Annotated in this window: 21 protein-coding genes; 15 read left to right on the top strand and 6 right to left on the bottom strand. The window is 67.5% G+C overall.

Annotation, left to right across the window (positions count from 1 at the left end):
- Positions 1-13 precede the first annotated feature (13 nt).
- Positions 14-700, bottom strand: a complete 687-nt coding sequence (locus AC5JLE_RS08035) for a hypothetical protein (RefSeq protein ID WP_014645654.1) — start codon at positions 698-700, stop codon at positions 14-16.
- A gap of 107 nt (positions 701-807) precedes the next feature.
- Positions 808-1,707, bottom strand: a complete 900-nt coding sequence (locus tag AC5JLE_RS08030) for a histone (RefSeq protein ID WP_478439996.1) — start codon at positions 1,705-1,707, stop codon at positions 808-810.
- A gap of 490 nt (positions 1,708-2,197) precedes the next feature.
- On the opposite strand from AC5JLE_RS08030, the gene AC5JLE_RS08025 reads away from it, so the two are divergent.
- From AC5JLE_RS08025 to AC5JLE_RS07980, 10 genes are all read left to right on the top strand, one after another.
- A complete protein-coding gene (locus AC5JLE_RS08025) occupies positions 2,198-3,631 on the top strand; it encodes a Do family serine endopeptidase (protein ID WP_014645652.1) in 1,434 nt (477 codons plus the stop codon).
- 101 nt (positions 3,632-3,732) lie between these two features.
- Positions 3,733-4,098, top strand: a complete 366-nt coding sequence (locus tag AC5JLE_RS08020; RefSeq protein ID WP_004153835.1) for a hypothetical protein — start codon at positions 3,733-3,735, stop codon at positions 4,096-4,098.
- 8 nt (positions 4,099-4,106) lie between these two features.
- Entirely contained in the window at positions 4,107-4,577 is a 471-nt protein-coding gene (locus tag AC5JLE_RS08015) for a phage holin family protein (protein ID WP_014645651.1), read from the top strand.
- Positions 4,574-5,029: a protein sip-5 gene (locus AC5JLE_RS08010; RefSeq protein ID WP_164110690.1), complete on the top strand. Its 456-nt coding sequence runs from the start codon at positions 4,574-4,576 to the stop codon at positions 5,027-5,029. Before AC5JLE_RS08015 ends, AC5JLE_RS08010 begins: the two co-directional genes overlap by 4 nt.
- A 67-nt stretch (positions 5,030-5,096) precedes the next feature.
- Positions 5,097-6,206, top strand: coding sequence for an AI-2E family transporter (locus AC5JLE_RS08005; RefSeq protein ID WP_032961455.1), 1,110 nt, complete (start codon positions 5,097-5,099; stop codon positions 6,204-6,206).
- Between the two features lie 91 nt (positions 6,207-6,297).
- Positions 6,298-6,765 carry a hypothetical protein gene (locus AC5JLE_RS08000; protein ID WP_049441852.1) on the top strand — a complete coding sequence of 156 codons (468 nt, stop codon included), beginning with the start codon at positions 6,298-6,300 and terminating at the stop codon, positions 6,763-6,765.
- Positions 6,766-6,839: 74 nt separating this feature from the next.
- A complete protein-coding gene (locus AC5JLE_RS07995) occupies positions 6,840-7,559 on the top strand; it encodes an HAD family hydrolase (protein ID WP_496065184.1) in 720 nt (239 codons plus the stop codon).
- A 3-nt stretch (positions 7,560-7,562) separates the two neighbouring features.
- Positions 7,563-8,930 (top strand): leucyl aminopeptidase family protein, encoded by a 1,368-nt coding sequence (locus AC5JLE_RS07990; RefSeq protein WP_032961462.1) that lies wholly within the window; start codon positions 7,563-7,565, stop codon positions 8,928-8,930.
- 136 nt (positions 8,931-9,066) lie between these two features.
- On the top strand, positions 9,067-10,170 hold the full coding sequence (locus AC5JLE_RS07985; RefSeq protein ID WP_032961465.1) for a catalase family peroxidase: 1,104 nt from the start codon (positions 9,067-9,069) through the stop codon (positions 10,168-10,170).
- Positions 10,167-10,703, top strand: coding sequence for a cytochrome b (locus tag AC5JLE_RS07980; protein WP_049441850.1), 537 nt, complete (start codon positions 10,167-10,169; stop codon positions 10,701-10,703). The genes AC5JLE_RS07985 and AC5JLE_RS07980 overlap by 4 nt, the downstream gene beginning before the upstream one ends.
- 546 nt (positions 10,704-11,249) lie before the next feature.
- Here AC5JLE_RS07980 and AC5JLE_RS07975 read toward each other — a convergent pair.
- Genes AC5JLE_RS07975 through AC5JLE_RS07965 form a run of 3 tightly spaced genes read right to left on the bottom strand, consistent with a single transcriptional unit; the run spans position 11,250 to position 13,197 of the window.
- Positions 11,250-11,852: a response regulator transcription factor gene (locus tag AC5JLE_RS07975; RefSeq protein ID WP_014645643.1), complete on the bottom strand. Its 603-nt coding sequence runs from the start codon at positions 11,850-11,852 to the stop codon at positions 11,250-11,252.
- Positions 11,849-13,072 (bottom strand): sensor histidine kinase, encoded by a 1,224-nt coding sequence (locus AC5JLE_RS07970; protein WP_032956229.1) that lies wholly within the window; start codon positions 13,070-13,072, stop codon positions 11,849-11,851. Before AC5JLE_RS07970 ends, AC5JLE_RS07975 begins: the two co-directional genes overlap by 4 nt.
- On the bottom strand, positions 13,069-13,197 hold the full coding sequence (locus AC5JLE_RS07965; protein ID WP_257473236.1) for a hypothetical protein: 129 nt from the start codon (positions 13,195-13,197) through the stop codon (positions 13,069-13,071). The genes AC5JLE_RS07970 and AC5JLE_RS07965 overlap by 4 nt, the downstream gene beginning before the upstream one ends.
- Positions 13,198-13,399: 202 nt before the next feature.
- Between AC5JLE_RS07965 and AC5JLE_RS07960 the strand changes: the two genes are divergently transcribed.
- The 4 genes from AC5JLE_RS07960 to AC5JLE_RS07945 all read left to right on the top strand — a co-directional run bounded on the left by AC5JLE_RS07960 (position 13,400) and on the right by AC5JLE_RS07945 (position 17,947).
- Positions 13,400-14,647: an efflux RND transporter periplasmic adaptor subunit gene (locus AC5JLE_RS07960; RefSeq protein ID WP_053495704.1), complete on the top strand. Its 1,248-nt coding sequence runs from the start codon at positions 13,400-13,402 to the stop codon at positions 14,645-14,647.
- Between the two features lie 102 nt (positions 14,648-14,749).
- Positions 14,750-15,439, top strand: a complete 690-nt coding sequence (locus AC5JLE_RS07955; protein ID WP_004137569.1) for an ABC transporter ATP-binding protein — start codon at positions 14,750-14,752, stop codon at positions 15,437-15,439.
- A 14-nt stretch (positions 15,440-15,453) separates the two neighbouring features.
- Positions 15,454-16,611, top strand: a complete 1,158-nt coding sequence (locus AC5JLE_RS07950) for an ABC transporter permease (protein ID WP_014035671.1) — start codon at positions 15,454-15,456, stop codon at positions 16,609-16,611.
- Positions 16,612-16,624: 13 nt separating this feature from the next.
- The gene (locus AC5JLE_RS07945) at positions 16,625-17,947 is read left to right on the top strand and encodes an ABC transporter permease (RefSeq protein ID WP_032956233.1); all 1,323 of its coding nucleotides are present in this window, start codon (positions 16,625-16,627) and stop codon (positions 17,945-17,947) included.
- A gap of 96 nt (positions 17,948-18,043) precedes the next feature.
- Here AC5JLE_RS07945 and AC5JLE_RS07940 read toward each other — a convergent pair whose 3' ends face one another.
- Positions 18,044-18,322, bottom strand: a complete 279-nt coding sequence (locus AC5JLE_RS07940) for a YrhB domain-containing protein (RefSeq protein WP_019661820.1) — start codon at positions 18,320-18,322, stop codon at positions 18,044-18,046.
- A 358-nt stretch (positions 18,323-18,680) separates the two neighbouring features.
- On the opposite strand from AC5JLE_RS07940, the gene AC5JLE_RS07935 reads away from it, so the two are divergent.
- Positions 18,681-21,506 carry a TonB-dependent receptor gene (locus AC5JLE_RS07935; protein WP_496065183.1) on the top strand — a complete coding sequence of 942 codons (2,826 nt, stop codon included), beginning with the start codon at positions 18,681-18,683 and terminating at the stop codon, positions 21,504-21,506.
- Positions 21,507-21,628 lie beyond the last annotated feature (122 nt).

Below are 21,628 nucleotides of genomic sequence, written 5' to 3'. Positions count from 1 at the left end.
CCGGCGGACGTGCTCAGCGCGCGTCCGTTTCATCGCTGGCAGCAGCATGGCCGGCGCCCAGTGCGGCGCCGGCACCGAGGCCCATGCCGCCCATGCCGGCGCCCATTCCACCACCACCGCCACCGCCTGCACGGCCGCCCTTGGCATCGCCGTCGTTACGGCCCTTGCCGCCACCACTGGCAACGGGCCGGGTCGGCCCCTGCGGTGGAATCTGCAGATCGGCCGGAATCGGGGCCAGATCCAGCGCTTCGCGCACGAAGTCGCGCAGCGAGACCACCAGTTCGTGGGTATGCACCGGCCGCCCCTGTGCCAGTTCGTTGGCGGCACGCGTGGCCAGCCGCACCTGTTCGTCGGTGCCCAGCAGCAGGATGTCCGACAGCGCGGCCTCGACCGCATCGCGGATGCGCCGCGCACGGTCCGAGCGCGGCTCGGCGATGCCGTCGGCATCTTCGCGCTGGCGCAGGTCGCGACGATGGCTGGGATCCACGCCCAGCTCGCCGGTGAACGAACCGCCCAGGGTCTTGTAGGCGGCCATCAGCGTGCGCAGCCGTTCGTTGATCTGCCGGTTCTCGCGCTCGCGGCGCTGCTGCAGGGTCTGCATCACCAGCAGGCGGATGCCGACGCCGAGCAGGGTGATCAGGACCAGGCCGGCCAACGTGGACAGCACGCCCTGCCAGGAACTGAAGTCGATACCGCGCATGGTCGGGGCTCCGGCGGGAAGAACCTGCATCTTGCCCCAGGTAGCGCCCCAGAAACGCGAAAGGCCCTACCACCCGGTGGGTGGCAGGGCCTTAGGTCACGGCGCGATTACTTGCGCTTGGCGACCTTGCGCACGGCCTTCTTGGCCGGAGCCTTCTTGGCGGCGACCTTCTTCAGCGGCGCAGCCTTCCTGGCGACCGTCTTGCGGGTGGCGGCAACCTTCTTGCCCACCGCCTTCTTGGCGACGGCGGTCTTCTTGCCGACAGCCTTCTTGGCGACGGCGGCCTTCTTGCCAACAGCCTTCTTGGCGACGGCGGCCTTCTTGCCAACAGCCTTCTTGGCGACGGCAGCCTTCTTGCCGACAACCTTCTTGGCGGCCGCGGTCTTCTTGGTGGCGACCTTCTTGGTGGCGGCAACCTTCTTGCCGACAACCTTCTTCGCAGCCACGGCCTTCTTGGCGGCGACGGTCTTCTTGGCCACAGCCTTCTTGGCGGTGGCGACCTTCTTGCCGACCACCTTCTTGGCGGCCGCGGTCTTCTTGGCAACGGTCTTCTTCGCGACGGCGGCCTTCTTGGTGGCGGCCTTCTTCACGGTGGCGACCTTCTTGCCGGCAGCCTTGGTGGCCTTCTTGGCGGCAGCGGCCTTCTTGGTCACAGCCTTGCCTGCAGCGGCCTTCTTCTTGGCCACTTCCTTCTTCAGGGCAGCGGCTTCGGCCTTGGCGTTCTTCTTGGCCGCTTCCAGCTTCTTCTTGGCATTGGCAACGGTCTTGCCGACCGACTTGGCGGCCTTGTCGGCCTTCTTGGCAACGGTCTTCTCGACCTTGGCCACGGCCTTCTTGGCCTTGGCAACGCGGGTACCGGCCGCCTTGGTGGCGCGCTTGACGGTCTTCTTGACCGACTTCACGGCGTCTTCGGCGGCGTGGGCGATGGTCTCGCCAACGTTGGTGGCGGCTTCTTTGACGTTCTCGACGGCGTCGGTCACGACCGACACACCATTACCGTTGCTCATGTTGCCCTCCTGGGGGCCTTAAGTATCAAAACGGGGCGATGCTATACCGACATTGACGATCGTGGAACGGGGCACGCGCCCGCAATCGCATCTGATGCGACGGCCATGGTGTAGCCCACCACTGCCGCAGAAGCGGCGGGTTGACAGGAAACCCCTTTTTTTAAGGACTACGCCACAGCAAGCGCGTGGTCGAAGATGGCCGTTGCGTGCCGTTGCACGGACGCGGCATCCGATGCGTGCTGTGGCGCATTGCGGCACCCGGTTGCGCGGAACTGCGCAGGTATCGGTCTGTGTCGGCGCCCCCGGCGATCGTCTTCGGTGGTGCAGGCGTCGCCTGTGCGGTGTCGCCACAGCCATGCTGTCAGCCTCCTCACTCGCCTTTCGCGGCCTGCGGTTTTCATGGCGCATTTATCCAGATCGCGACACACTCATTCAGCTTGTTTTACCGTAGGGCCGAACCGCCCCCACCCACGCCAGCGAACCGACAACCATGCGACCGCTTCCCACCCTGCTTACGCTCGCAATCGCCGCCGCCTTCGGTGGCTTCGTTGCCACCGGCATCAATGCCCACCTGGACAACCGTGCCGATGCAGCACCGCTGCCAGCGGTGCTGCCGACCACCGCCGCGTTGCCGGCCGCGGTGGCCGGACAGGCGGTGCCTTCGCTGGCGCCGATGCTGGAAAAGGCGATGCCGGCCGTGGTCAGCGTCAACACCAAGCAGGTGGTGCGCGTGCGCAACCCGTTCTTCAACGACCCGTTCTTCCGCCGCCTGTTCCCGGATATCCCGCAGGAGCGCATCAACGAATCGCTGGGCTCGGGCGTGATCATCGACGCCAAGGAAGGCCTGGTGCTGACCAACCACCATGTCATCGACAACGCCGATGACGTGCAGGTGACACTGGCCGACGGGCGCACGGTGAAGGCCGAGTTCCTCGGTTCGGACCGCGATACCGACATCGCGCTGATCCGCATCCCGGCGCAGAACCTGACCGACATCAAGCTCGGCAACAGCGACCAGCTGCGGGTCGGTGACTTCGTGGTGGCCATCGGCAACCCGTTCGGCTTCAGCCAGACGGTCACCTCGGGCATCGTCTCGGCGGTGGGCCGCAGCGGCATCCGTGGCCTGGGCTACCAGAACTTCATCCAGACCGATGCGTCGATCAACCCCGGCAATTCCGGTGGCGCCCTGGTCGACCTGCAGGGCCAGCTGGTCGGCATCAATACCGCCAGCTTCAACCCGCAGGGCAGCATGGCCGGCAACATCGGCCTGGGCCTGGCGATTCCGTCCAACCTGGCGCGCAGCGTGGTCGACCAGCTGGTCAAGCACGGCGTGGTGGTACGCGGCACGCTGGGCGTGGAGAGCCAGAACCTGACCGCGCAGATCGCGCAGGGGCTGGGCCTGGGCGAAACGCGCGGTGCGCTGATCACCCGCGTGCTGGCCGGTTCGGCGGCCGCCGCGGCCGGGTTGAAGCCGGGCGACGTGGTGGTCTCGGCCAACGGCCAACGCGTGGACAGCGCCGAAGCCCTGCACAACGTGGAAGGCCTGGCTGCGGTCGGCAGCCCGATGACGCTGGACGTACGCCGCGAAGGCAAGCCCGTGCAGATCAAGGCCACGCTGAAGGAACAGGCGCGTGCGGTCACCGGCGAGAGCCTGGACCCGCGGTTGACCGGTGCCACCTTCGTCGACCTGCCCGAGTCGCTGCGACAGTCGGGTGTCGGCGGCGTGCTGGTCAGCGAGGTCAAGCGTGGCAGCCGCGCGGCCAGCAACGGCCTGCAGCAGGGCGACATCATCACCGACGCCACCGTGGGTGAATTCGCCGACCTGGCCAGCTGGCGCGCCAACTTCCAGCAGCGCCCGCCGACCCTGGTGGTGCGCGTGCTGCGCAACAATGGCCAGCAGCAGGGCCAGCTCGTGATGCGCTGATCGCCCTGCCGTAACACCCCCTATACCCCGGCAATGCTATTGCTGTCAGTCCAGGTCGGCACCGCCGACACCCGTTCCCCCATCGCAACAGGAGTGATTCGATGAGCCCCACCAATACCGAGAACCTGAAGGAACACCTGGGTGAAGCCGGTTCCCACCTGAAGCAGGCCGCCACGGCCGCCGGCGGTGCGATCAAGGGCGCAACCGGTGCCGCGACCGACGAGCTGCGCATCGGCAAGGCCAACGTCAAGGCCGAACTGTCCGACAGCGCACTGTCTGGTCTGGCCGCCGCCGAATTCGGTGGTGCCGCTGCCAAGGAACAGGTTGACGCGTTGATGGACAAAGGCAAGGACCTGATCGACAGCGCCGCCGAGTTGATCCGTGAGCGTCCGCTGGCGTCGTTCGGCGTCGCCTTCGCTGCCGGCTGGATCATCGCCAAGCTGGCCCGCGGCAGCAGCGACAAGTAAGCCGCGGCGTGAGCGAAGACAACGCGCAAGCCCCTGATCCGGCGGCCACCCCGCCGCTGGATGAGAGCATCCGCCAGGTCGGCGCGGCCGGTCGTGCCGCCGCCGATTCGGCCAAGCACACCGTGCGCTCGCTGCGCCGGCTGGCCTCGGCCGACTTCGCCCTGGCCCGCAGCGCCTTCGGCCGTGCGCTGGCCTGGGCCGGCGTGGCGATCGTATTTGGTGCCTCGGCCTGGCTGCTGATGGCGGCCACCCTCATCGCCCTGCTGCAGAGCTGGGGCCTTAGCTGGCTGCAGGCGCTGCTGATCACCTCGCTGCTGAGCCTGGCCGTCACCGGCTACGCGATCTGGCGGGTGTCCTACTTCTTCCACCACACCGGCATGCATGCCACCCGGCGCCAGCTGTCACGCCTGGGCCTGTTCGACGAGCCCAGCGAAGACGACCCCGATGCCGGCGTGCAGCTGCCCGAGGGCAAGCCATGAAGTTCGGCGCGCTGCAGCGGCGGGTGAAACGCTGCGAACAGGTGGTGACCGTGCGCCTGGGCGAGACCCAGGACCACTGGTCCACGCTCAGCGACGTCTGGCGAAAGGGCTGGTCGCCGTTGCGCATCGTGGTGGTCGGCCTGGCCGGTGGCTTCATCGCCGGCAAGCTGGAAGTGCCCGGCAAGGTCAACGGTGCGCGCTGGCTGCAGATGGTCGGTTCGGTCTCGAACCTGTTCGCCAGTGCCCAGGCGGCGTTCGCCACGGCGATGGCGGCACAGGCTGCAGCGACCGCCGATGACGCGGCCGAAGAAGCCGACGATGCCAGCGAACAGGCACAGGCGGCGGCCTCCGCCGCCAACGCACGGCCGGCACCTGCCCGCCGCCCGGAACCCGAACCGGAACCGCGCGAACCGCGCCCGGCCGAAGCCGCCACCGAGCTGTCCGAACGTTGATCCACGCACTCCGCCGCGCCGATCGCGGCCGGCGGATAATGCGCTCCCCTTCCCGGTTGGTGCGTCGATGAGCGAGTCCCTCCTGTCCCCGTCACCAGCCGATCCGCAGGGTGCGGAGGCGCCGCTGCCGCCCCCGTCGCGTCCACGCGGGCCGATGTCGCTGGTGGTCCTGGCCACCCTGGCGGTGGGCTACACGCTGTGGGCCGCGCAGGACATCATCCTGCCGGTGCTGCTGGCGATGTTCTTCGCACTGGTCGGCAACCCGATCCTGCGCCTGCTGCAGAAGCTGTGGATTCCGCGCGCGCTGGGCGCACTGCTGATCCTCGGCGCCGGGCTGGGCGTGACCGGTTCGCTGGCGGTGCAGTTGATCGGTCCGGCGATGGAATGGGCGCAGGAAGCACCGCAGCAGCTGCGCAAGGTGGCCCGGCAGGTGCAGGACCTGACCAAGCCGGTGCAGCAGGCCAACCAGGCGGCGGAAAACTTCGCCCGCGTGGCCGGCGGTGACAGCAACCACAAGGTGCAGGTGATCCGCACCCAGCTGGACGATCCATACCGCATGCTGACCCGTGCACCGCGCCTGGCCGCGTCGGTGCTGGCGGTGGTGCTGCTGACCCTGTTCTTCATGATCTACGGGCAGAGCCTGCAGCGCGCAGCGATCGCCCTGTTCCCGAACCGCCAGCAGCAGCGGTTCACCACCGACATCCTGCGTTCGATCGAACGGGAGGTCTCGCGTTACGTGCTGACCATCAGCGTCATCAACACCCTGGTCGGGCTGGTGTTCGCCGGCGTGCTGATGCTGCTCGGCATCGGCCTGCAGGAAGCACTGCTGTGGGGCACGGTGGCTGCACTACTGAACTTCGCCCCGTATGTGGGTCCGCTGATCGGCGTGGCGCTGATGCTGTTGATGGGCTTCGTCGAGTTCCGCGACCCGCTGCAGGCCCTGCTGCCGGCCGCCGCCTACCTGGGCCTGCACACCCTGGAAGGGCAGATGGTGACCCCGATCGTGCTGGGCCGTCGGATGAAGCTGTCGCCGCTGGTGCTGATCCTGGCGCTGATGGTGTTCGGCTGGGCCTGGGGCATGATCGGGCTGCTGCTGGCAGTGCCGCTGCTGGTGTGCATCAAGCTGGTGCTGGCACGCCTGGATGGCATGCAGGGCTGGGCACGCCTGCTGGAGTGACGGCATCAACAACGGATGGACGCAGGTGGCGGAACCAGAAACAGGGACGAAGTGGCAGACTATGGCGCCCTACCCGGATGGATCCGCTCGTATGAACTCTCTCGCCACGCGTTGCCTTGCCTTGGCCTGCATTGCCGCTCCCGCGTTCGCCGCGACACCGCCGACTGCCGATCAGGCGCGCACCCAGCTTGCTGAGGCGGTTACCTGCAAGCGGCACCTCACGCCCATGCAGTTCGACGCCATGGGCCGGATGCTGGCACCGGCCCCGGCAAGGGCGCAGGACGGCGAATCCAGCGGCGAGTTCCGGCTGACCACGCCCTTGATGGTGCTGGGCCAGCCCGTGAACCGGCTGCAGTCCTATGACGGCGACAGCGGCGAGGATGGCATCGACAGTTTCACCGCGTACTTCAGTTCGGCCAGTGTGGAACAGGTCGCGGCACTGGCGAAGATGTCCGACCCGGTGGCAGGCACCTACACGAAGGAAGTTGGGCGGCACAACCTGGACGTGCAGCAGTTCGACGGCCAGACCACCATCGCCTGCTCGTACAACCTGCGCTGACCCGGCCCAGCCACAGTGCCCACCCGCCCGCCGCGCCGCATGAAAGCCCGCGCGGGCAGGGGTAGAATGGCGAGGTGAATTTCCCCGTCCAAGCCATCACCCTCGACCTTGACGACACGCTGTGGCCGTTCGCTCCGATCGGCGCCCGCATCGAACAGGTCCTGCACGCCTGGATGTGCGAACACAGCCCCGCTACCGCCGCGATGTATCCGGTGGAGGCGATGCGCGAACTGCGCGAGCGGCTGTACCACGCCCATCCGCACCTCCACCACGACCTGAGTGCGCTGCGCCGGCTGACCCTGCACGAAGCACTGCACACCAGCGGTGCCAGCCTCGATCTGCTGGAGCCTGCGTATGAAGTGTTCTACGCCGCGCGCAACCAGGTGGAGTGCTATCCCGATGCGATCGACGCGCTGGCGCGCATTGCCGCACGGGTACCGGTGGCGGCGCTGAGCAACGGCAACGCCGACCTGGAGCGGATCGGCCTGGCCCATCATTTCGCCTTCCAGCTGGGTTCGCGCGAACACGGCGCGGCCAAGCCCGAAGCCAGCATCTTCCATGCCGCGTGCACCCGCCTGGGTGTGGCACCGGCACAGGTGCTGCACGTCGGCGACCATGCCGACATGGACGTGGCCGGGGCGATTGCCGCCGGCCTGCGCGGCTGCTGGATCAACCGCGACGCAGCCACCTGGACCCATCCGCAGCTGCAGCCGGACCTGCAGTTCGGCACCCTTACCGGCCTGGCCGACTGGTTGGATGCCAACCTCGACGCCGCCGCACCCCGGAGTACCTGACGCATGAGCGAGATCACTGGTTTCACCGCCGACACCGCTGCGGCGCTGCCGTTGTACGTGCTGGACCGCGAGCAGTTCGCCGCCTGGAAGGACAGCCAGCCGGCTGCCACGCAGGCGTGGCTGGCATCGCAGGGCTTCAACGCCGGCGCCCACAGCGTGGCACTGCTGCCGGGCGCCGATGGCCTGGCCGGTGCCGTGATGGGCGTGGGTGATCGTGCCGATGCCTACAGCTATGCGCATGCGCCGCACGCGCTGCCGGAAGGCAGCGTCTGGCAGCTGGCCAATGAACTGCCGGCCGCCGAACTGGCGCTGCTGCAGCTGGGCTGGGGCCTGGGCAGCTACCGCTTTGACCGCTATCGCAAGCGCAATCGCGCACCGGCGCAGCTGGTGGCCTCGCCGACCGGCGAAGTGGCCGACCTGATCGCCGCCAGCCTGCGCGTGCGCGACTGGGTCAACACCCCGACCGAAGACATGGGCCCGCAGCAGCTGGAAGACGCCGCGCGCGCGCTGGCCGATGCACATGGTGCGCAGGTCGAGGCGATTACCGGCGACGAACTGCTGAAGCAGAATTTCCCGGCCATCCACGCCGTGGGCCGCGCTTCGCATCGTGCGCCGCGCCTGGTCGTGCTGCGCTGGGGCAAGGACACCGATCCGGCATTGGTGCTGGTGGGCAAGGGCGTGTGCTTCGATACCGGCGGGCTGGACATCAAGCCAGCCGACGGCATGCGCAACATGAAGAAGGACATGGGCGGCGCCGCGCACGCACTGGCCCTGGCCGGCTTGGTGATGGCGCGCGGGCTGCCGGTGCGGCTGACCCTGCTGGTGCCGGCGGTGGAAAACGCGATCGGTCCGGATGCCTTCCGCCCGGGCGAAGTGATCGCCACCCGCAAGGGCCTGAGCGTGGAGATCGACAACACCGATGCCGAAGGCCGCGTGATCCTGTGCGATGCGCTGACCTTCGCCGGTGAGCAGAAGCCGGACCTGGTGCTGGACTTCGCCACCCTTACCGGTGCCGCACGTATCGCACTGGGCCCGGATCTACCGGCGCTCTTTAGCAACGACGACAGCGTGGCCCAGCAGTGGCTGCAGGCCGGCGACGCGACCCGCGACCCGGTCTGGCGCATGCCGCTGTGGCGCCCCTACCTGCGCTACCTGAGCAGCGGCATCGCCGACCTGGCCAACGCCGGTTCGCGCATGGCCGGCTCGGTGACCGCCGCGCTGTACCTGGAACGCTTCCTGGAAGACGGCCAGCGCTGGGCGCACCTGGATGTGTATGCCTGGAACGACGGCGAGCGCCCGGGCCGTCCGGCCGGTGGCGAAGCGCTGGCGCTGCGCTCGGCGTGGGCGATGCTGAAGCAGCGCTACAGCTGATCGGGTGGGTGCCGACCGTTGGTCGGCACCCCGTCCCCGGAAAATCTGACGAAAAATTGAATTTCGGCCCCGGCCGGGTTCTGCGAGGATGTGTGGGTCGACCACCCACACGCTCCGTGAAGGCAGGACTCCGACCATGTCGCTCTTCCGCTACACCCGCGCTGGCCAGACGCCGGGCGCGCCACGCAAGCATTCACCCCTGCTCTGGATCGCACTGATCGCACTCATTCTGGGTGCGGTCGCGCTGGCCTTCGCCTGGTTGGCCGGCTGGATTGGAAACCGCCTGACCGCGCAGCGCTTCACCGACACCATCGAGGCCACCGGCCCGGCCCACCCGGGCTTCCGCCGCGCGCACAGCAAGGGCATCTGCGTGAGCGGCTGGTTCGAACCAAGCGCGCAGGCCCCCACCCTGTCCAGCGCACGGGTGTTCTCGCAGCGCCGCGTGCCGGTGATGGGCCGGTTGTCGATCGGCGGCGGCGACCCCTACGGTGCCGACAACACTGCACGCGTGCGCAGCCTCGCGGTGCAGATGGTCAGCGATGATGGCCAGGAATGGCGCATGGCGATGAACAGCTTCCCGTTCTTCGCCGTGCCCAGCGCCGAGGCGTTCTACGAGCAGACCCGCGCCTCCATTCCCGACCCGGCCACCGGCAAGCCCGATCCGCAGAAGATGGCCGCGGTGCTGGCCAAATACCCCAGTGCGCAGGCTTTCCAGCAGTGGGCCAAGACCGCGCCGTGGACCAGCAGCTGGGCCGACACCACCTTCAACAGCGTCAACAGCTTCTGGTTCACCAATGCGCAGGGCCAGAAGCGCGCGGTGCGCTGGCGCTGGCAGCCGCAGGCGCCGGTGGTGGAGATGGATGCGGAAACCCGCAAGCAGGCCAGCGTCGATTTCCTCAGCCAGGAACTGCAGCAGCGCCTGGCCAGCGGCCCGGTGCGCTGGAACCTGGTCGTGACCACCGCCGAGCCTGGCGATGCCATCGATGATCCGTCGGTACCGTGGCCCGAATCGCGTGACCAGGTAGTGGCCGGCGTACTCAGCCTGGACCGCATGCAGTCGCAGGAACAGGGCGCCTGTGGGCAGATCAATTTCGATCCGCTGATCCTGCCCAGCGGCGTGCGTGGCAGTGACGATCCGATCCTGGCGGCCCGCTCGGCCGTGTATTCGCAGTCCTTCAACCGCCGCGAACGCGAGCGCGCCACCGGCAACGTCGAGCAACGGAAGGAGGCCGCACGATGAGCACCGGCAACGGCCACTTCAACCTGCTCGCGCGGGTGCTGCACTGGTCCATGGCGCTGATGATCGTCGCCATGCTGTTCATTGGCGTGACCATGGTCGCCTCGCTGCACCTGCGGCCGATGCTGATCGACCTGCACCGCCCATTGGGCATCACTATCGGCGTACTGGTGCTGCTGCGCCTGTACAACCGGCTGCGTCATCGCCCACCGCCGCTGCCGGCGGATCTTCCTGTGTGGCAGGTGATGGCGGCCAAGGCCTCGCACTGGATGCTGTACGCGCTGATGCTGGCGATGCCGCTGATCGGCTGGGCGATGCTGTCGGCCGGCGGTTACCCGATCGTGCTGTGGGGCGGCCTGCACCTGCCGCCGATCGTGCCGCATACCCCGGCGCTGTATGCCGCGTTGCGCAATGCGCACAGCCTGCTGGCCTATGTGTTGTTTGCCACGGTGCTGATGCATGTGGGTGCGGCGCTGTTCCACCTGTGGGTGCGGCGTGACGGGGTGTTCCAGGCGATGGCGCGCGGGAAGAATTGAAAGGATTCGCCGGGCGTTCCCGGCGGATTGTTTCCGCGACCGCGGGGGGTGTCACTTTCTTTGCGCGCAAAGAAAGTAACCAAAGAAACGCTCCGCCGGCCGCGAGCCGGCGTGCTTCGCACGCCGGTGCCCTGCGCTCCTCGGTCCGTCGAGGGACGGCGCGGGAACTCGCTGCGCTCAGACACCCGCACCTCTTCGCCCTCGCCGGACCTCCGGTGCTCGGCTCGCTTGAAGGCGGACTCAAGATCAAAGGCGAAAGCGGCCGCTTCACTCGTCGGACACGGCCCGGCGCTACCAAATATCGTCGTGCAGCTGTGGTTCTTGACCTTGGGTCCGCCTTGAGCGAGCCGAGCATCGCAGGGGAATCAGGGGCGCAGAGGCGCCGGTGTCTGAGCGCAGCGAGTTCGGCGCCGTCCCCTGATTCGCCGAGAAGCGCAGGGAACCGTCGCGTAGCGACGGCTCGCGCTCTGGCGGCGTGTTTCTTTGGTTACTTTCTTTGCACGAGCAAAGAAAGTGACACCTCTCCGCAGGCGCGGAAATGATCCGCTACAACCACCCCTTCTGCCGCGCCAGCCGGTACGCCTCGATCCGGTTGGCCACGCCCAGCTTGCCGATGCACTCGGACAGGTAATTGCGCACCGTACCATGCGACAACCCCAGCTGCTCGGCGATCTCGCTGGCGGTGCGGCCCTCGCCCGCCAGCCGCAGTACGCGGCGCTCGCGGTCGGTCAGCGGATCGGCCTGCGACCACGCATCCAGTGCCAGCTGCGGGTCGATCGCGCGGATGCCCTGTTTCACCTTGCGCAGGGCATCGGCCAGGTTCTCGGCCGGTGCATCCTTCAGCAGGTAGCCCAGCACGCCGGCTTCCAGCGCGCGGCGCAGGAAACCGGCGCGGGCGAAGGTGGTCACGATCACCACCTTGATCGGCAGCTCGTGGCGCGCGATGCGCTGGGCAAGCTCGAGCCCGGACAGGCCGGGCATCTCGATGTCGGTGACCAGGATGTCCGGTTGCAGCTGCTGCAGCATCCGCCACGCGGTTTCGCCATCGGCGGCGCTGCCCAGCACCTCGATATCCGGCTCCAGGCCCAGCAACGCCGACAGTGCACCGCGCACCATCGCCTGATCCTCGGCCAGCAGGATGCGGATCATGCGGCACCGTCCTGTGCCAGCGACGGCGGCGCTCCCGGCGGCAACGGTGTGGTCGCGGCAGCCAGTGGCACGCGCACGGTCAGTCGCGTGCCCTCGCCCTTTGCGGACTGTACCTGCAGGCTGCCCCCCAGGGCGGCCACGCGTTCGCGCATGCCGCTCAGCCCGTTGCCCTCGGCCTGCACGCCGCCACGGCCATCGTCGCGGATCTGCATCGCCAGCATGCGTCCCTCCAGCATGAACTCCACCCGTGCCTGTGTCGCCTGTGCATGGCGCACGATATTGGTTGCGGCCTCGCGCAGCACCAGCGCCAGCCCGCGTTCGACATCCACCGGCATCGCCGGTGGTGGTGCGTATTGAAGGTGGACCTGCTGGCATTCCAGCAGCAGCCGCGCCGATGCCAGCTCACCGGCCAGGTCGCTGGCGCGGATGCCGGTAACCGCGCTGCGCACCTGTGCCAGCGCTTCGCGGGCGATGGCCTCGGCCTCGCCGATCTCCAGCCGCGCGCGCGCGTCGCCGCGGTCGTGCAGCTTGCGCGCCAGCTCCAGCTTCAATGTGATCAGCGACAGGGTGTGGCCGAGCAGATCATGCAGGTCGCGGCCGATGCGTTCGCGCTCGGCAGTGGCCGCCAGCCGCCGCACCTCGTCCTGCGACAGCTGCAGTGCCGCATCCTTCTGCTGGTTGAGCGCTTCCACGTTCACGACCAGCCCCACGATGTAGGACACGGCCGGGATCCAGACCAGGCTCTGCCACGGGTACTGGAACAGCAGCGCGAGGCTGCAGAACAGAAGGTTCAGGCCAGTGAGCTGCAGCAGATACTGCCACCAGCCACCGCGTCCGCTCACCCGCAGCAGCACGCAGCCGAACACGAAGTAGGTCAGCCCGGACGGATACCAGGGCAGCAGCACCAGCGACATCGCGATCAGGCCCAGCGCATAGCGCGGAGCGTGATGGCGCGGCGCCACCATCACCTTGGCGTACAGCAGCAGGAACACCGGATAGCTGGCCAGCGTCAGCAGCAGCCAGCGCAGGGTGAAGCCGTGGCCAAGCAAGGGCGTCAGGAAGATCCACACCGACCACAGCAGGTGGACTGCCTCGCTCCAGGGCGATTTTCCCCGGCGCAGCGTATCGGCCACCGCCGAGTCCGGCGCGGGGCGCAGCAGCGAGGCAAGCCATGTCGACGGCACGGGCGGTTCCAGGCGGGGACGATCGCCGCCGATCATGCCAGTTCAGCCGCCTGCGCGCAGGCGCCACCACCGGCCGGGCGGCACCGGCGCAACCGAGCGCGGATCACGGTACGCTTGGCGGCGCGGCTGTGGCGGGCCAGCGACGGGGTGATCGGATCCATGGGCGGTACCGGTAGCGGGGACGTTGCCATCCTGTGCCGCCGTGGTCACGTTTCGCAGTTGCCGCCGTCAGTGTCATCGGGTGACAGCTGTCACTGCCGTCATCGCTGTGCCTGCCTGCATGCTGTGCCGCACGCTCCACCGCCGGAACCGCCGCCGTCCGCCCTTCCGGCCACACCCGCCCAAACGCCTGTGATGGAACGAATGAACGCTTCTGCCGAGCTGTTGAAGGAACTCCGTATCGACCGCAAATCGCCGCCGCCCGCCTCCGGCGGCAGTGGCGGTGGCCGCCGCTGGCTGTGGATCGCGATCATCGTGGTCGTGTTGTTGCTGGCCGCTGTCGGCTTCGCCCTGTTCGGGCGTACGCCGGCAGTGGACGTGGAAACCGCCCCCGCCGTGGCCATCCAGCAGGGCAGCGCCAGCAGTTCGGTGCTCGATGCCAGTGGCTACGTGGTCGCCCGGCGCATGGCCACGGTATCGGCCAAGATCACCGGCAAGGTGCGCGAGGTGATGATCGAGGAAGGCATGCGCGTGGAACAGGGCCAGATCATGGCCACGCTGGACCCGATCGATGCCGACGCGCAGCGCAGCCTGTATGCCTCGCAGCTGCAGGCCGCACGCAGCCAGGTGGCCGGGCTGGAAGCGCAGCAGAGGCAGGCGGCCGCTGAAGCCAGCCGCCTGCAGGCACTGGTCGGCCAGCAGCTGGTGTCGCGCTCGCAGTACGACCAGGCGGTGGCCCAGCGTGACAGCCTGCGTGCACAGCTGGACACCGCACAGCGCAACGTCAAGGTGGCCAACGACCAGCTGGCCATCGCCGATCTGGGCGTGGACAACAACATCGTGCGCGCGCCGTTCTCCGGCGTGGTCACTGCCAAGGCCGCGCAGCCCGGCGAAATCGTCTCGCCGCTGTCGGCGGGCGGTGGGTTCACCCGTACCGGCATCGGCACCATCGTCGACATGGACTCGCTGGAGATCGAAGTCGAGGTCGGCGAGGCCTTCATCGGCCGCGTGCAGCCGAAGATGCCGGTCGAAGCCACGCTCAACGCCTATCCGGAGTGGAAGATTCCGGGCGAGGTGATCGCCATCATCCCCACCGCCGACCGCGGCAAGGCCACGGTGAAGGTGCGCGTGGCGCTGAAGGTGAAGGACCCGCGCATCGTGCCGGAGATGGGCGTGCGCGTCAGCTTCCTGGAGCAGGCGCAGCCGCAGGCGGCCGCCAAACCGCAGGGCGTGCGCGTGCCGGCGGGCGCCGTGGTCCAGCGCGAGGGCGCCTCGGTTGCCTTCGTGCTGGGTGACGAAAGCCGCGTGCAGCAGCGCACGGTCGAGGCCGGCCAGGCGATGGGCAAGGACCGCCAGATCCTCAAGGGCGTGAGCGCAGGTGAATCGGTGGTGCTGAACCCGCCGGACAGCCTGCGCGATGGCGCCAAGGTGCAACAGAAACAAGCGCAGTAGCGGCCTGGCGCCCACGGGCGCCGCCGGCAGCACCGCTCGACGCACGCCTGCGGCCCCTGCCGTGGCGCTTCCCCGTTTCCCGCCTTCCGTGGAGAACCACCCATGTCGACCCTGGTTTCACTGCGCAACATCACCAAGACCTACCAGCGTGGCCCCGAGAAAGTGCAGGTGCTGCACGGCATCGACCTGGACATCGCCAGCGGCGACTTCGTCGCGCTGATGGGCCCGTCCGGCTCGGGCAAGACCACCCTGCTCAACCTGATCGGCGGCCTGGACAACCCCAGCGGCGGCGAGATCAGCATCGAGGGCGAGCGCATCGACCAGATGAGCGGCGGCCAGCTGTCGACCTGGCGCAGCCACCACGTCGGCTTCGTGTTCCAGTTCTACAACCTGATGCCGATGCTGACCGCGCAGAAGAACGTGGAACTGCCGCTGCTGCTGACCCACCTCAATGCGGCGCAGCGCCGCCGCAACGCCGAGATCGCGCTGACCCTGGTCGGCCTGGCCGACCGCCGCAGCCACCGCCCGAATGAACTGTCCGGCGGCCAGCAGCAGCGCGTGGCAATCGCCCGGGCGATCGTCTCCGACCCGACCTTCCTGATCTGCGACGAACCGACCGGCGACCTCGACCGCCAGTCCGCCGAGGAGATCCTCGGCCTGCTGCAGCAGCTCAACCGGGAGCATGGCAAGACCATCATCATGGTCACCCATGACCCGAAGGCCGCCGAGTACGCCACGCACACGGTGCACCTGGACAAGGGCGAGCTGGCCGACGCGCCGCTGGCCCACTGACGGAGGCCACGGCGATGAAATACTTCTCGTTGGTGTGGGCGCAGCTGTTCCGCAGCCGTACCCGCACGTTGCTGACCCTGCTCTCCGTGGTGGCCGCGTTCCTGCTGTTCGGCATGCTCGATTCGGTGCGCGTGGCATTCACCTCCGGCGGCAGCGTGGAAGGCGCCAACCGCCTGGTGGTCGCATCGCGGCTGTCGATCACCCAGTCGCTGCCGATCCGCCTGGAAGCCCAGGTGCGGCAGGTGGCCGGCGTGCGCGACGTGGCCTATGGCATGTGGTTCGGCGGCATCTACCAGGACCCGAAGAACTTCTTCCCGAACTTCTCGGTGTCCCCCAACTACTTCGATGTCTACCGCGAGCTGCAGATCGACCCGGCACAGCTGGAAGACTGGAAGCAGACCCGTACCGGCGCCATCGTCGGCGAAACCCTGGCCAAGCAGTTCGGCTGGAAGATCGGCGACACCATCCCGCTGCAGGCCACGATCTTCCCGCGTGGCGGCAGCAACGACTGGCCGCTGGTGCTCAAGGGCATCTACCGTTCCAAGGACCGTGCGCTGGCCGCCAACGAAGAACGCCAGTTGATGATGAACTGGAAGTACTTCGATGAATCCAACGACTACATCAAGAACCAGGTGAGCTGGTACACGGTAACGCTGGACAACCCGGACCACTCTTCGCGGGTGGCGCAGGCGATCGACGCGATCTCGGCCAACTCCGACCACGAGACCAAGACCCAGACCGAATCGGCGTTCCAGCAGGCCTTCGTCAAGCAGTTCGCGGATATCGGCATGATCGTCACCTCGATCATGGGCGCGGTGTTCTTCACCCTGCTGCTGTTGACCGGCAACACCATGGCGCAGGCCGTGCGCGAGCGCGTGCCGGAGCTGGCCACGCTGAAGACGCTGGGCTTCAAGGACAGCACCGTGCTGACCCTGGTGATGGTGGAATCGGTGCTGCTGATCGGCCTGGGCGGCCTGATCGGCATGGGCCTGGCCGCCCTGATCCTGCCGGCCATCGGCCCGAAGAGCATGGGCATGCTGCCGCCGCACGTGCCGACGCCAACCTGGCTGATGGGGCTGGGCCTGATCGTGGTGATCGGCATCATCGTCGGCCTGTTGCCGGCGCTGCGTGCCAAGCGCCTGAAGATCGTCGACGCACTGGCCGGTCGCTGAGGAGAACACAGACATGTTCAAGAGCAAACTCAAGAAGTGGCTGGGCAACGGCGTGACGGTGCTGCTGCTGGCGGTCGGCCTGGTGCTGTGGATCAGCCTGCCGTGGACCGGCGTGCTGGCCGTGACCGTGCTGGTGGCCCTGTGGCTTCTGCTGACCCGCGGGGGGCGACTGGCGCTGGCCGCCACCCGTATCGGCGTGGCCAGCCTGCCGCAGCGCTGGGGCGCGTCCTCGGTGATCGTGGTCGGCATCGCCGGCGTGGTCGGCGTGCTGGTGGCAATGCTGGCGATGGGCGAAGGCTTCCAGGCCACGCTCAACAACACCGGCGATGACACCACTGCCATCGTGCTGCGCGGTGGCTCGCAGGCCGAGACCAACTCGGTGATCACCCGCGAGCAGGTACCGATGCTGTCCACCCTGCCCGGCATCAGCCGCGATGCGCAGGGCCGGCCGCTGCTGTCGCCGGAGCTGTCGCAGGTGGTCAACCTGGTGTCGAAGTCCGATGGCACCGACGTCAACGCGCAGTTCCGCGGCGTGGGCCCGCAGGCATGGGCGGTGCATGACAAGGTCAGGATCGTCGAGGGGCGCAAGTTCGCCACTGGCCTGCGCGAGATCGTGGTCGGCCAGGGCGCCAAGGGCCAGTTCCGCGACATGGAGGTGGGCAGGACACTGACCCTGGGCAACCAGACCTGGACCGTGGTGGGTGTGTTCGCCACCGGCGATGCGCATGATTCGGAACTGTGGACCGACGCCGATACGCTGGCCACCACCTACCAGCGCAGCGCCTGGCAGTCGATCAGCGTGCGCACCGAGGGCAAGGCAGGCTTCGATCAGTTCAAGGCCGCCGTCGCCGCCGACCCGCGCCTGAAACTGGACGTGGAAACCACCCGCGTGTACTACAGCAAGCAGGGCGGCGGGCTGACCAAGTTGATCGACATCCTTGGCAAGGTGATCGGCACGATCATGGCGGTCGGTGCGGTGTTTGGCGCGCTCAACACCATGTATGCGGCCGTCGCCACGCGCGCCCGCGAAATCGCCACCATGCGTGCGATCGGCTTCCGCGGCCTGCCGGTGGTGACGGCGGTGATGCTGGAGACGATGCTGCTGGCGCTGCTCGGTGGCCTGCTCGGCTGTGCGGTGGCGTGGCTGCTGTTCAATGGCTACAGCGTGTCCACCATCGGCAGCAACTTCAGCGCAGTGGTGTTCAAGTTCCATGTGTCGCCGGAGCTGCTGTGGACCGGCCTGAAATGGGCACTGGGCATCGGCCTGGTCGGCGGCCTGTTCCCGGCACTGCGCGCGGCACGTTTGCCGATCACCACGGCGCTGCGCGAAACCTGAGCATCGCGCAGCGGTGGACTGCGCATCACGCAAGGGGACGGAGCGAAGGCTCCGTCCCTTTCACGTTGCCGAACTCAGAAATCCGCCGCCGCAGCATCAGACGGCGGGGCCGCGCGCGGCCAGATGCTGGCGAAGGACCTCCTCGGGCGGATACGCCGTGCCCAGCGCGTGCTGCTCGCCTGTGTGCCGGTCGACGAAGATCGGCCCATTGCCGGCCAATGCATCCGAGATTTCGCCGGATTGCAGGTAGCGCAGCGACTGGAAGCAGAACAGCCAGCCTTCGACCACTTCGTGCTCATGCGTGATGGCAACCGGCTCATCGTCGCTGGCAAGTGCAGCCTCCACGCGACGGCGTGCTTCTTCAAGCTGGATCATTCCTTCGTCTCCTGCCTTCGATGACAAGGCGAAGAGCATTTCATGCGGGCAGGTGCATCACAACGGCTGCGCGCCTGCATACAAGCGCGTACTGCGACGCGTTGTCGCAACCACTCAAGCGTGCCAGCTTCGTGCCGCTATCGATGCCTCTGCCTATCGCAAACGCAGCGCGCGTGACGCTGCGCACAGCGCATCTGTGGATTGTTGGTTGCGATTCATTTTCGCGCACGTCCAGCGGCGCCGAGACAAACAGTTACGAATGGAAACATTCTAGAATCGCGCCCCCCACGTTGGTTTGCAGCACCCCACGCGCCCATAGAACGGGCGCTTGTTTTTACTGAAACACGAGATTTCACGGATGTCCCTGAAAACCAATCCGCTGCGCAACGCGATCGTCATCGCACTGGCCGCCAGCTGCACCACCCCCGCCTTCGCACAGAGCGCCGGCGATATCCCGACCAACCTCGACCGCATCGAAATCACCGGCTCGCGCATCCGCCAGGCCAGTGTCGAAACCGCACAGCCGGTGGTCGCGCTCAACCGCGCCGAGATCGAGAAGAAGGGCTACGTCAACGTCGCTGACATCCTGCAGGACATTCCTGCCGCCGGTGCGCCGAGCATGAGCCGCGCCTCGTCGCTGACCTCCTCGCGCGACTTCGGCGGCATGTACGTCAGCCTGCGCAACCTGGGCCCGGAACGCAGCCTGGTGCTGATCGACGGCCGCCGCATGGGCGTCAGCGCCGGCGGTTACTCCGACCTGGCCTCGATCCCGTCGTCCATCGTCGAGCGCGTGGAAGTGCTGACCGACGGCGCCTCCGCGCTGTACGGCTCCGATGCCATCGCCGGCGTGGTCAACATCATCACCCGCAAGAATTTCGATGGTGGCGAAGCCAGCGTCTATGTCGGCCAGTACGGCCAGGGTGACGGCCAGAAGCGCGCCTACAGCGCGACCTTCGGCAAGACCTTCGAGCGCGGCTGGTTCAGCGTGGGTGCCGAGCGCACCAAGGAAGATGAGGTGCTGGGCAAGGACCGCGAGTTCAGCCGTTACACCAACGGCCCGCGCCACCCCAACGATGGCCTCAATGGCAACACCCCGTGGGGCTACGTCACCGTCGGTGGCAAGAACCTGACGGTGGGCCCGGGCGGCGACCCGGGCAAGGCCGGCAACTTCCATGCGCCGGACCCGGCTGATGGTGCCAACACCAAGTCGAACATGAGCCTGCTGACAGGCCTGGAACGCACCTCGGTGTTCGCCAACGGTGGCTTCTCGATCACCGACAACCTGCGCATCGTCGCCGACGCGTTGTACAGCAAGCGCGAGTCGACCAAGCACCTGGCCGGTTACCCGTACTCGGTCAGCGCCGCGCAGGCCCGCAATGGCAGCCGTGCCGCCCTGTCCAAGGACAGCGCGTTCAACCTGTGGGGCCAGGATGCGCTGTTCGCGCACCGTACCGAGGAACTGCCGCGCGGCACCGAGAACAACCTGGAAACCAAGCGCGCCAGCATTGGTCTGGAAGGCAGCTTCGAAACCGGTTCGCGGTACTGGGACTGGAACGTCAACTACATGTACAACCGCAACGAAGGCGAGCGCATCGGTACCGGCAGCATGTACCAGCCGCACGTCAACCTGGCCGTCGGCCCGTCCTTCATGGACGGCAACGTGGCCCGCTGCGGTGCGCCGGGCGCGGTGATCGCCGGCTGCGTGCCGTGGAACCCGGCCGCCCCGATGGGTTACACCGGCCCCGGCTCGCTGAGCAACCAGGACGTGCAGGACTACCTGTTCACCCGCTTCGTCGACAAGATGCAGAGCACCACCAAGGTCGCCAGCGGCAACATCTCCGGCTCGCTGTTCACCCTGCCGGCCGGCGACATCCTGGCCGCGATGGGCTTCGAGCACCGCAGCGAAGAAGCCAGCTACACTCCAGACACGATGGTGCAGAAGGGCGAGATCGCCGGCACCAGCGGCCAGCCGACCCGCGGCAACTACTCGCTCAACGAGGTCTACCTGGAGCTGCAGGTGCCGCTGCTGGCCGACCTGCCGTTCGCCCGCGAACTGTCGCTGGACATGGCCGGCCGCTACTCGGACTACAACAACTTCGGTTCGACCACCAACAGCAAGTTCGGCCTGAAGTGGAAGCCGATCGACAGCCTGCTGGTGCGCGCCACCTACGGCACCGGCTTCCGTGCGCCGACCGTGGATGACCTGTACGGCGGCACCGTCAGCAGCCGCGACTCGTTCACCGATCCGTGCGATACCTCCTTCGGTACCGCCGCCACCAGCCCGACCGTCGCTGCCCGCTGCCAGGCGCTGAAGGTGCCGGCCAACTTCCGCCAGCTCAACAGCGATGGCAGCGTGGCCACCAAGCCCGGCCAGCAGGCCACCACCGATTTCAGTTCGGGTTCCAACCCAGGCCTGAAGCCGGAAACCGCCAAGACCTGGACCGTCGGCCTGGTCTACAGCCCGGACTTCGTGCAGGGCCTGGACGTCAGCCTGGACTGGTGGAAGATCCGCATCGACAACGCCATCGTCGGTGAGTCGGCCACCAACATCCTGGAACAGTGCTACGTGCAGGGTTCGGATGCCGCCTGCGGCCGCTTCACCCGTGGCAGCAACGGCCAGGTCAACTCGCTGGACCGCTCGCTGGTCAACGCGGGCTACCGCGAAACCGCCGGCTATGACATCAACGTGCGCTACCGCCTGCCGGAAACCGCGTTCGGCAAGTTCGCCGTCAACTGGAACACCACGTACACCGACTACCTGGAGCAGCGCAACGACAGCGCCGCGACCACCCCGGTGGAACAGCGTACCGGTTGGGCCGGCGACTTCCGCGTGCGCTCCACCTTCAACCTGGATTGGCAGTATGGCGACCTCGGCATCGGCTGGACCGCGCGCTACTACTCCAGCATGAAGGAGAAGTGCTCGTACATGGATGAGTGCAACCTGCCGGGCTTCAACTCGTCGTACACCAGCGCGTCGCCGACCAACAAGGTGGGCTCCAACACCTTCCACGACCTGCAGGTGCGTTACAGCCTGCCGTGGGATGGCACCGTGTCGCTGGGCGTGAACAACGTGTTCAACCACCAGGGTCCGATCATGTACAGCCAGCCGAACAGCAGCTTCACCTACTACGGTGGCTTCGACATCGGCCGCTTCATGTACATGAAGTACCAGCAGCGCTTCTAAGCCTGCAACCGCCTTCCCGCCACGGCCATCCCTCTCTCCTGGCCGTGGACGGAAGCAGAACGGCGCCCCTCGGGGCGCCGTTCTTTTTTGGGTGGAAGCGGGTCGGATCCCTTCGCCCTGCG

The sequence above is a fragment of the Stenotrophomonas sp. genome, assembly GCF_059505245.1.
This window is presented reverse-complemented; position numbering and strand designations above follow the sequence as displayed.

Excerpts from the sequence above, each read along its gene's own strand:
- AC5JLE_RS08005 (WP_032961455.1), top strand. The coding sequence starts at position 5,097 with ATGAGCGAGTCCCTCCTGTCCCCGTCACCAGCCGATCCGCAGGGTGCG.
- AC5JLE_RS08010 (WP_164110690.1), top strand. The coding sequence starts at position 4,574 with ATGAAGTTCGGCGCGCTGCAGCGGCGGGTGAAACGCTGCGAACAGGTG.
- AC5JLE_RS07975 (WP_014645643.1), bottom strand. The coding sequence starts at position 11,852 with ATGATCCGCATCCTGCTGGCCGAGGATCAGGCGATGGTGCGCGGTGCA.
- AC5JLE_RS07970 (WP_032956229.1), bottom strand. The coding sequence starts at position 13,072 with ATGATCGGCGGCGATCGTCCCCGCCTGGAACCGCCCGTGCCGTCGACA.
- AC5JLE_RS07985 (WP_032961465.1), top strand. The coding sequence starts at position 9,067 with ATGTCGCTCTTCCGCTACACCCGCGCTGGCCAGACGCCGGGCGCGCCA.
- AC5JLE_RS08025 (WP_014645652.1), top strand. The coding sequence starts at position 2,198 with ATGCGACCGCTTCCCACCCTGCTTACGCTCGCAATCGCCGCCGCCTTC.
- AC5JLE_RS07940 (WP_019661820.1), bottom strand. The coding sequence starts at position 18,322 with ATGATCCAGCTTGAAGAAGCACGCCGTCGCGTGGAGGCTGCACTTGCC.
- AC5JLE_RS08020 (WP_004153835.1), top strand. The coding sequence starts at position 3,733 with ATGAGCCCCACCAATACCGAGAACCTGAAGGAACACCTGGGTGAAGCC.
- AC5JLE_RS07955 (WP_004137569.1), top strand. The coding sequence starts at position 14,750 with ATGTCGACCCTGGTTTCACTGCGCAACATCACCAAGACCTACCAGCGT.
- AC5JLE_RS07945 (WP_032956233.1), top strand. The coding sequence starts at position 16,625 with ATGTTCAAGAGCAAACTCAAGAAGTGGCTGGGCAACGGCGTGACGGTG.
- AC5JLE_RS08030 (WP_478439996.1), bottom strand. The coding sequence starts at position 1,707 with ATGAGCAACGGTAATGGTGTGTCGGTCGTGACCGACGCCGTCGAGAAC.
- AC5JLE_RS07990 (WP_032961462.1), top strand. The coding sequence starts at position 7,563 with ATGAGCGAGATCACTGGTTTCACCGCCGACACCGCTGCGGCGCTGCCG.
- AC5JLE_RS07965 (WP_257473236.1), bottom strand. The coding sequence starts at position 13,197 with ATGGATCCGATCACCCCGTCGCTGGCCCGCCACAGCCGCGCCGCCAAG.
- AC5JLE_RS07960 (WP_053495704.1), top strand. The coding sequence starts at position 13,400 with ATGAACGCTTCTGCCGAGCTGTTGAAGGAACTCCGTATCGACCGCAAA.
- AC5JLE_RS07935 (WP_496065183.1), top strand. The coding sequence starts at position 18,681 with ATGTCCCTGAAAACCAATCCGCTGCGCAACGCGATCGTCATCGCACTG.
- AC5JLE_RS07950 (WP_014035671.1), top strand. The coding sequence starts at position 15,454 with ATGAAATACTTCTCGTTGGTGTGGGCGCAGCTGTTCCGCAGCCGTACC.
- AC5JLE_RS08035 (WP_014645654.1), bottom strand. The coding sequence starts at position 700 with ATGCGCGGTATCGACTTCAGTTCCTGGCAGGGCGTGCTGTCCACGTTG.
- AC5JLE_RS08000 (WP_049441852.1), top strand. The coding sequence starts at position 6,298 with ATGAACTCTCTCGCCACGCGTTGCCTTGCCTTGGCCTGCATTGCCGCT.
- AC5JLE_RS07980 (WP_049441850.1), top strand. The coding sequence starts at position 10,167 with ATGAGCACCGGCAACGGCCACTTCAACCTGCTCGCGCGGGTGCTGCAC.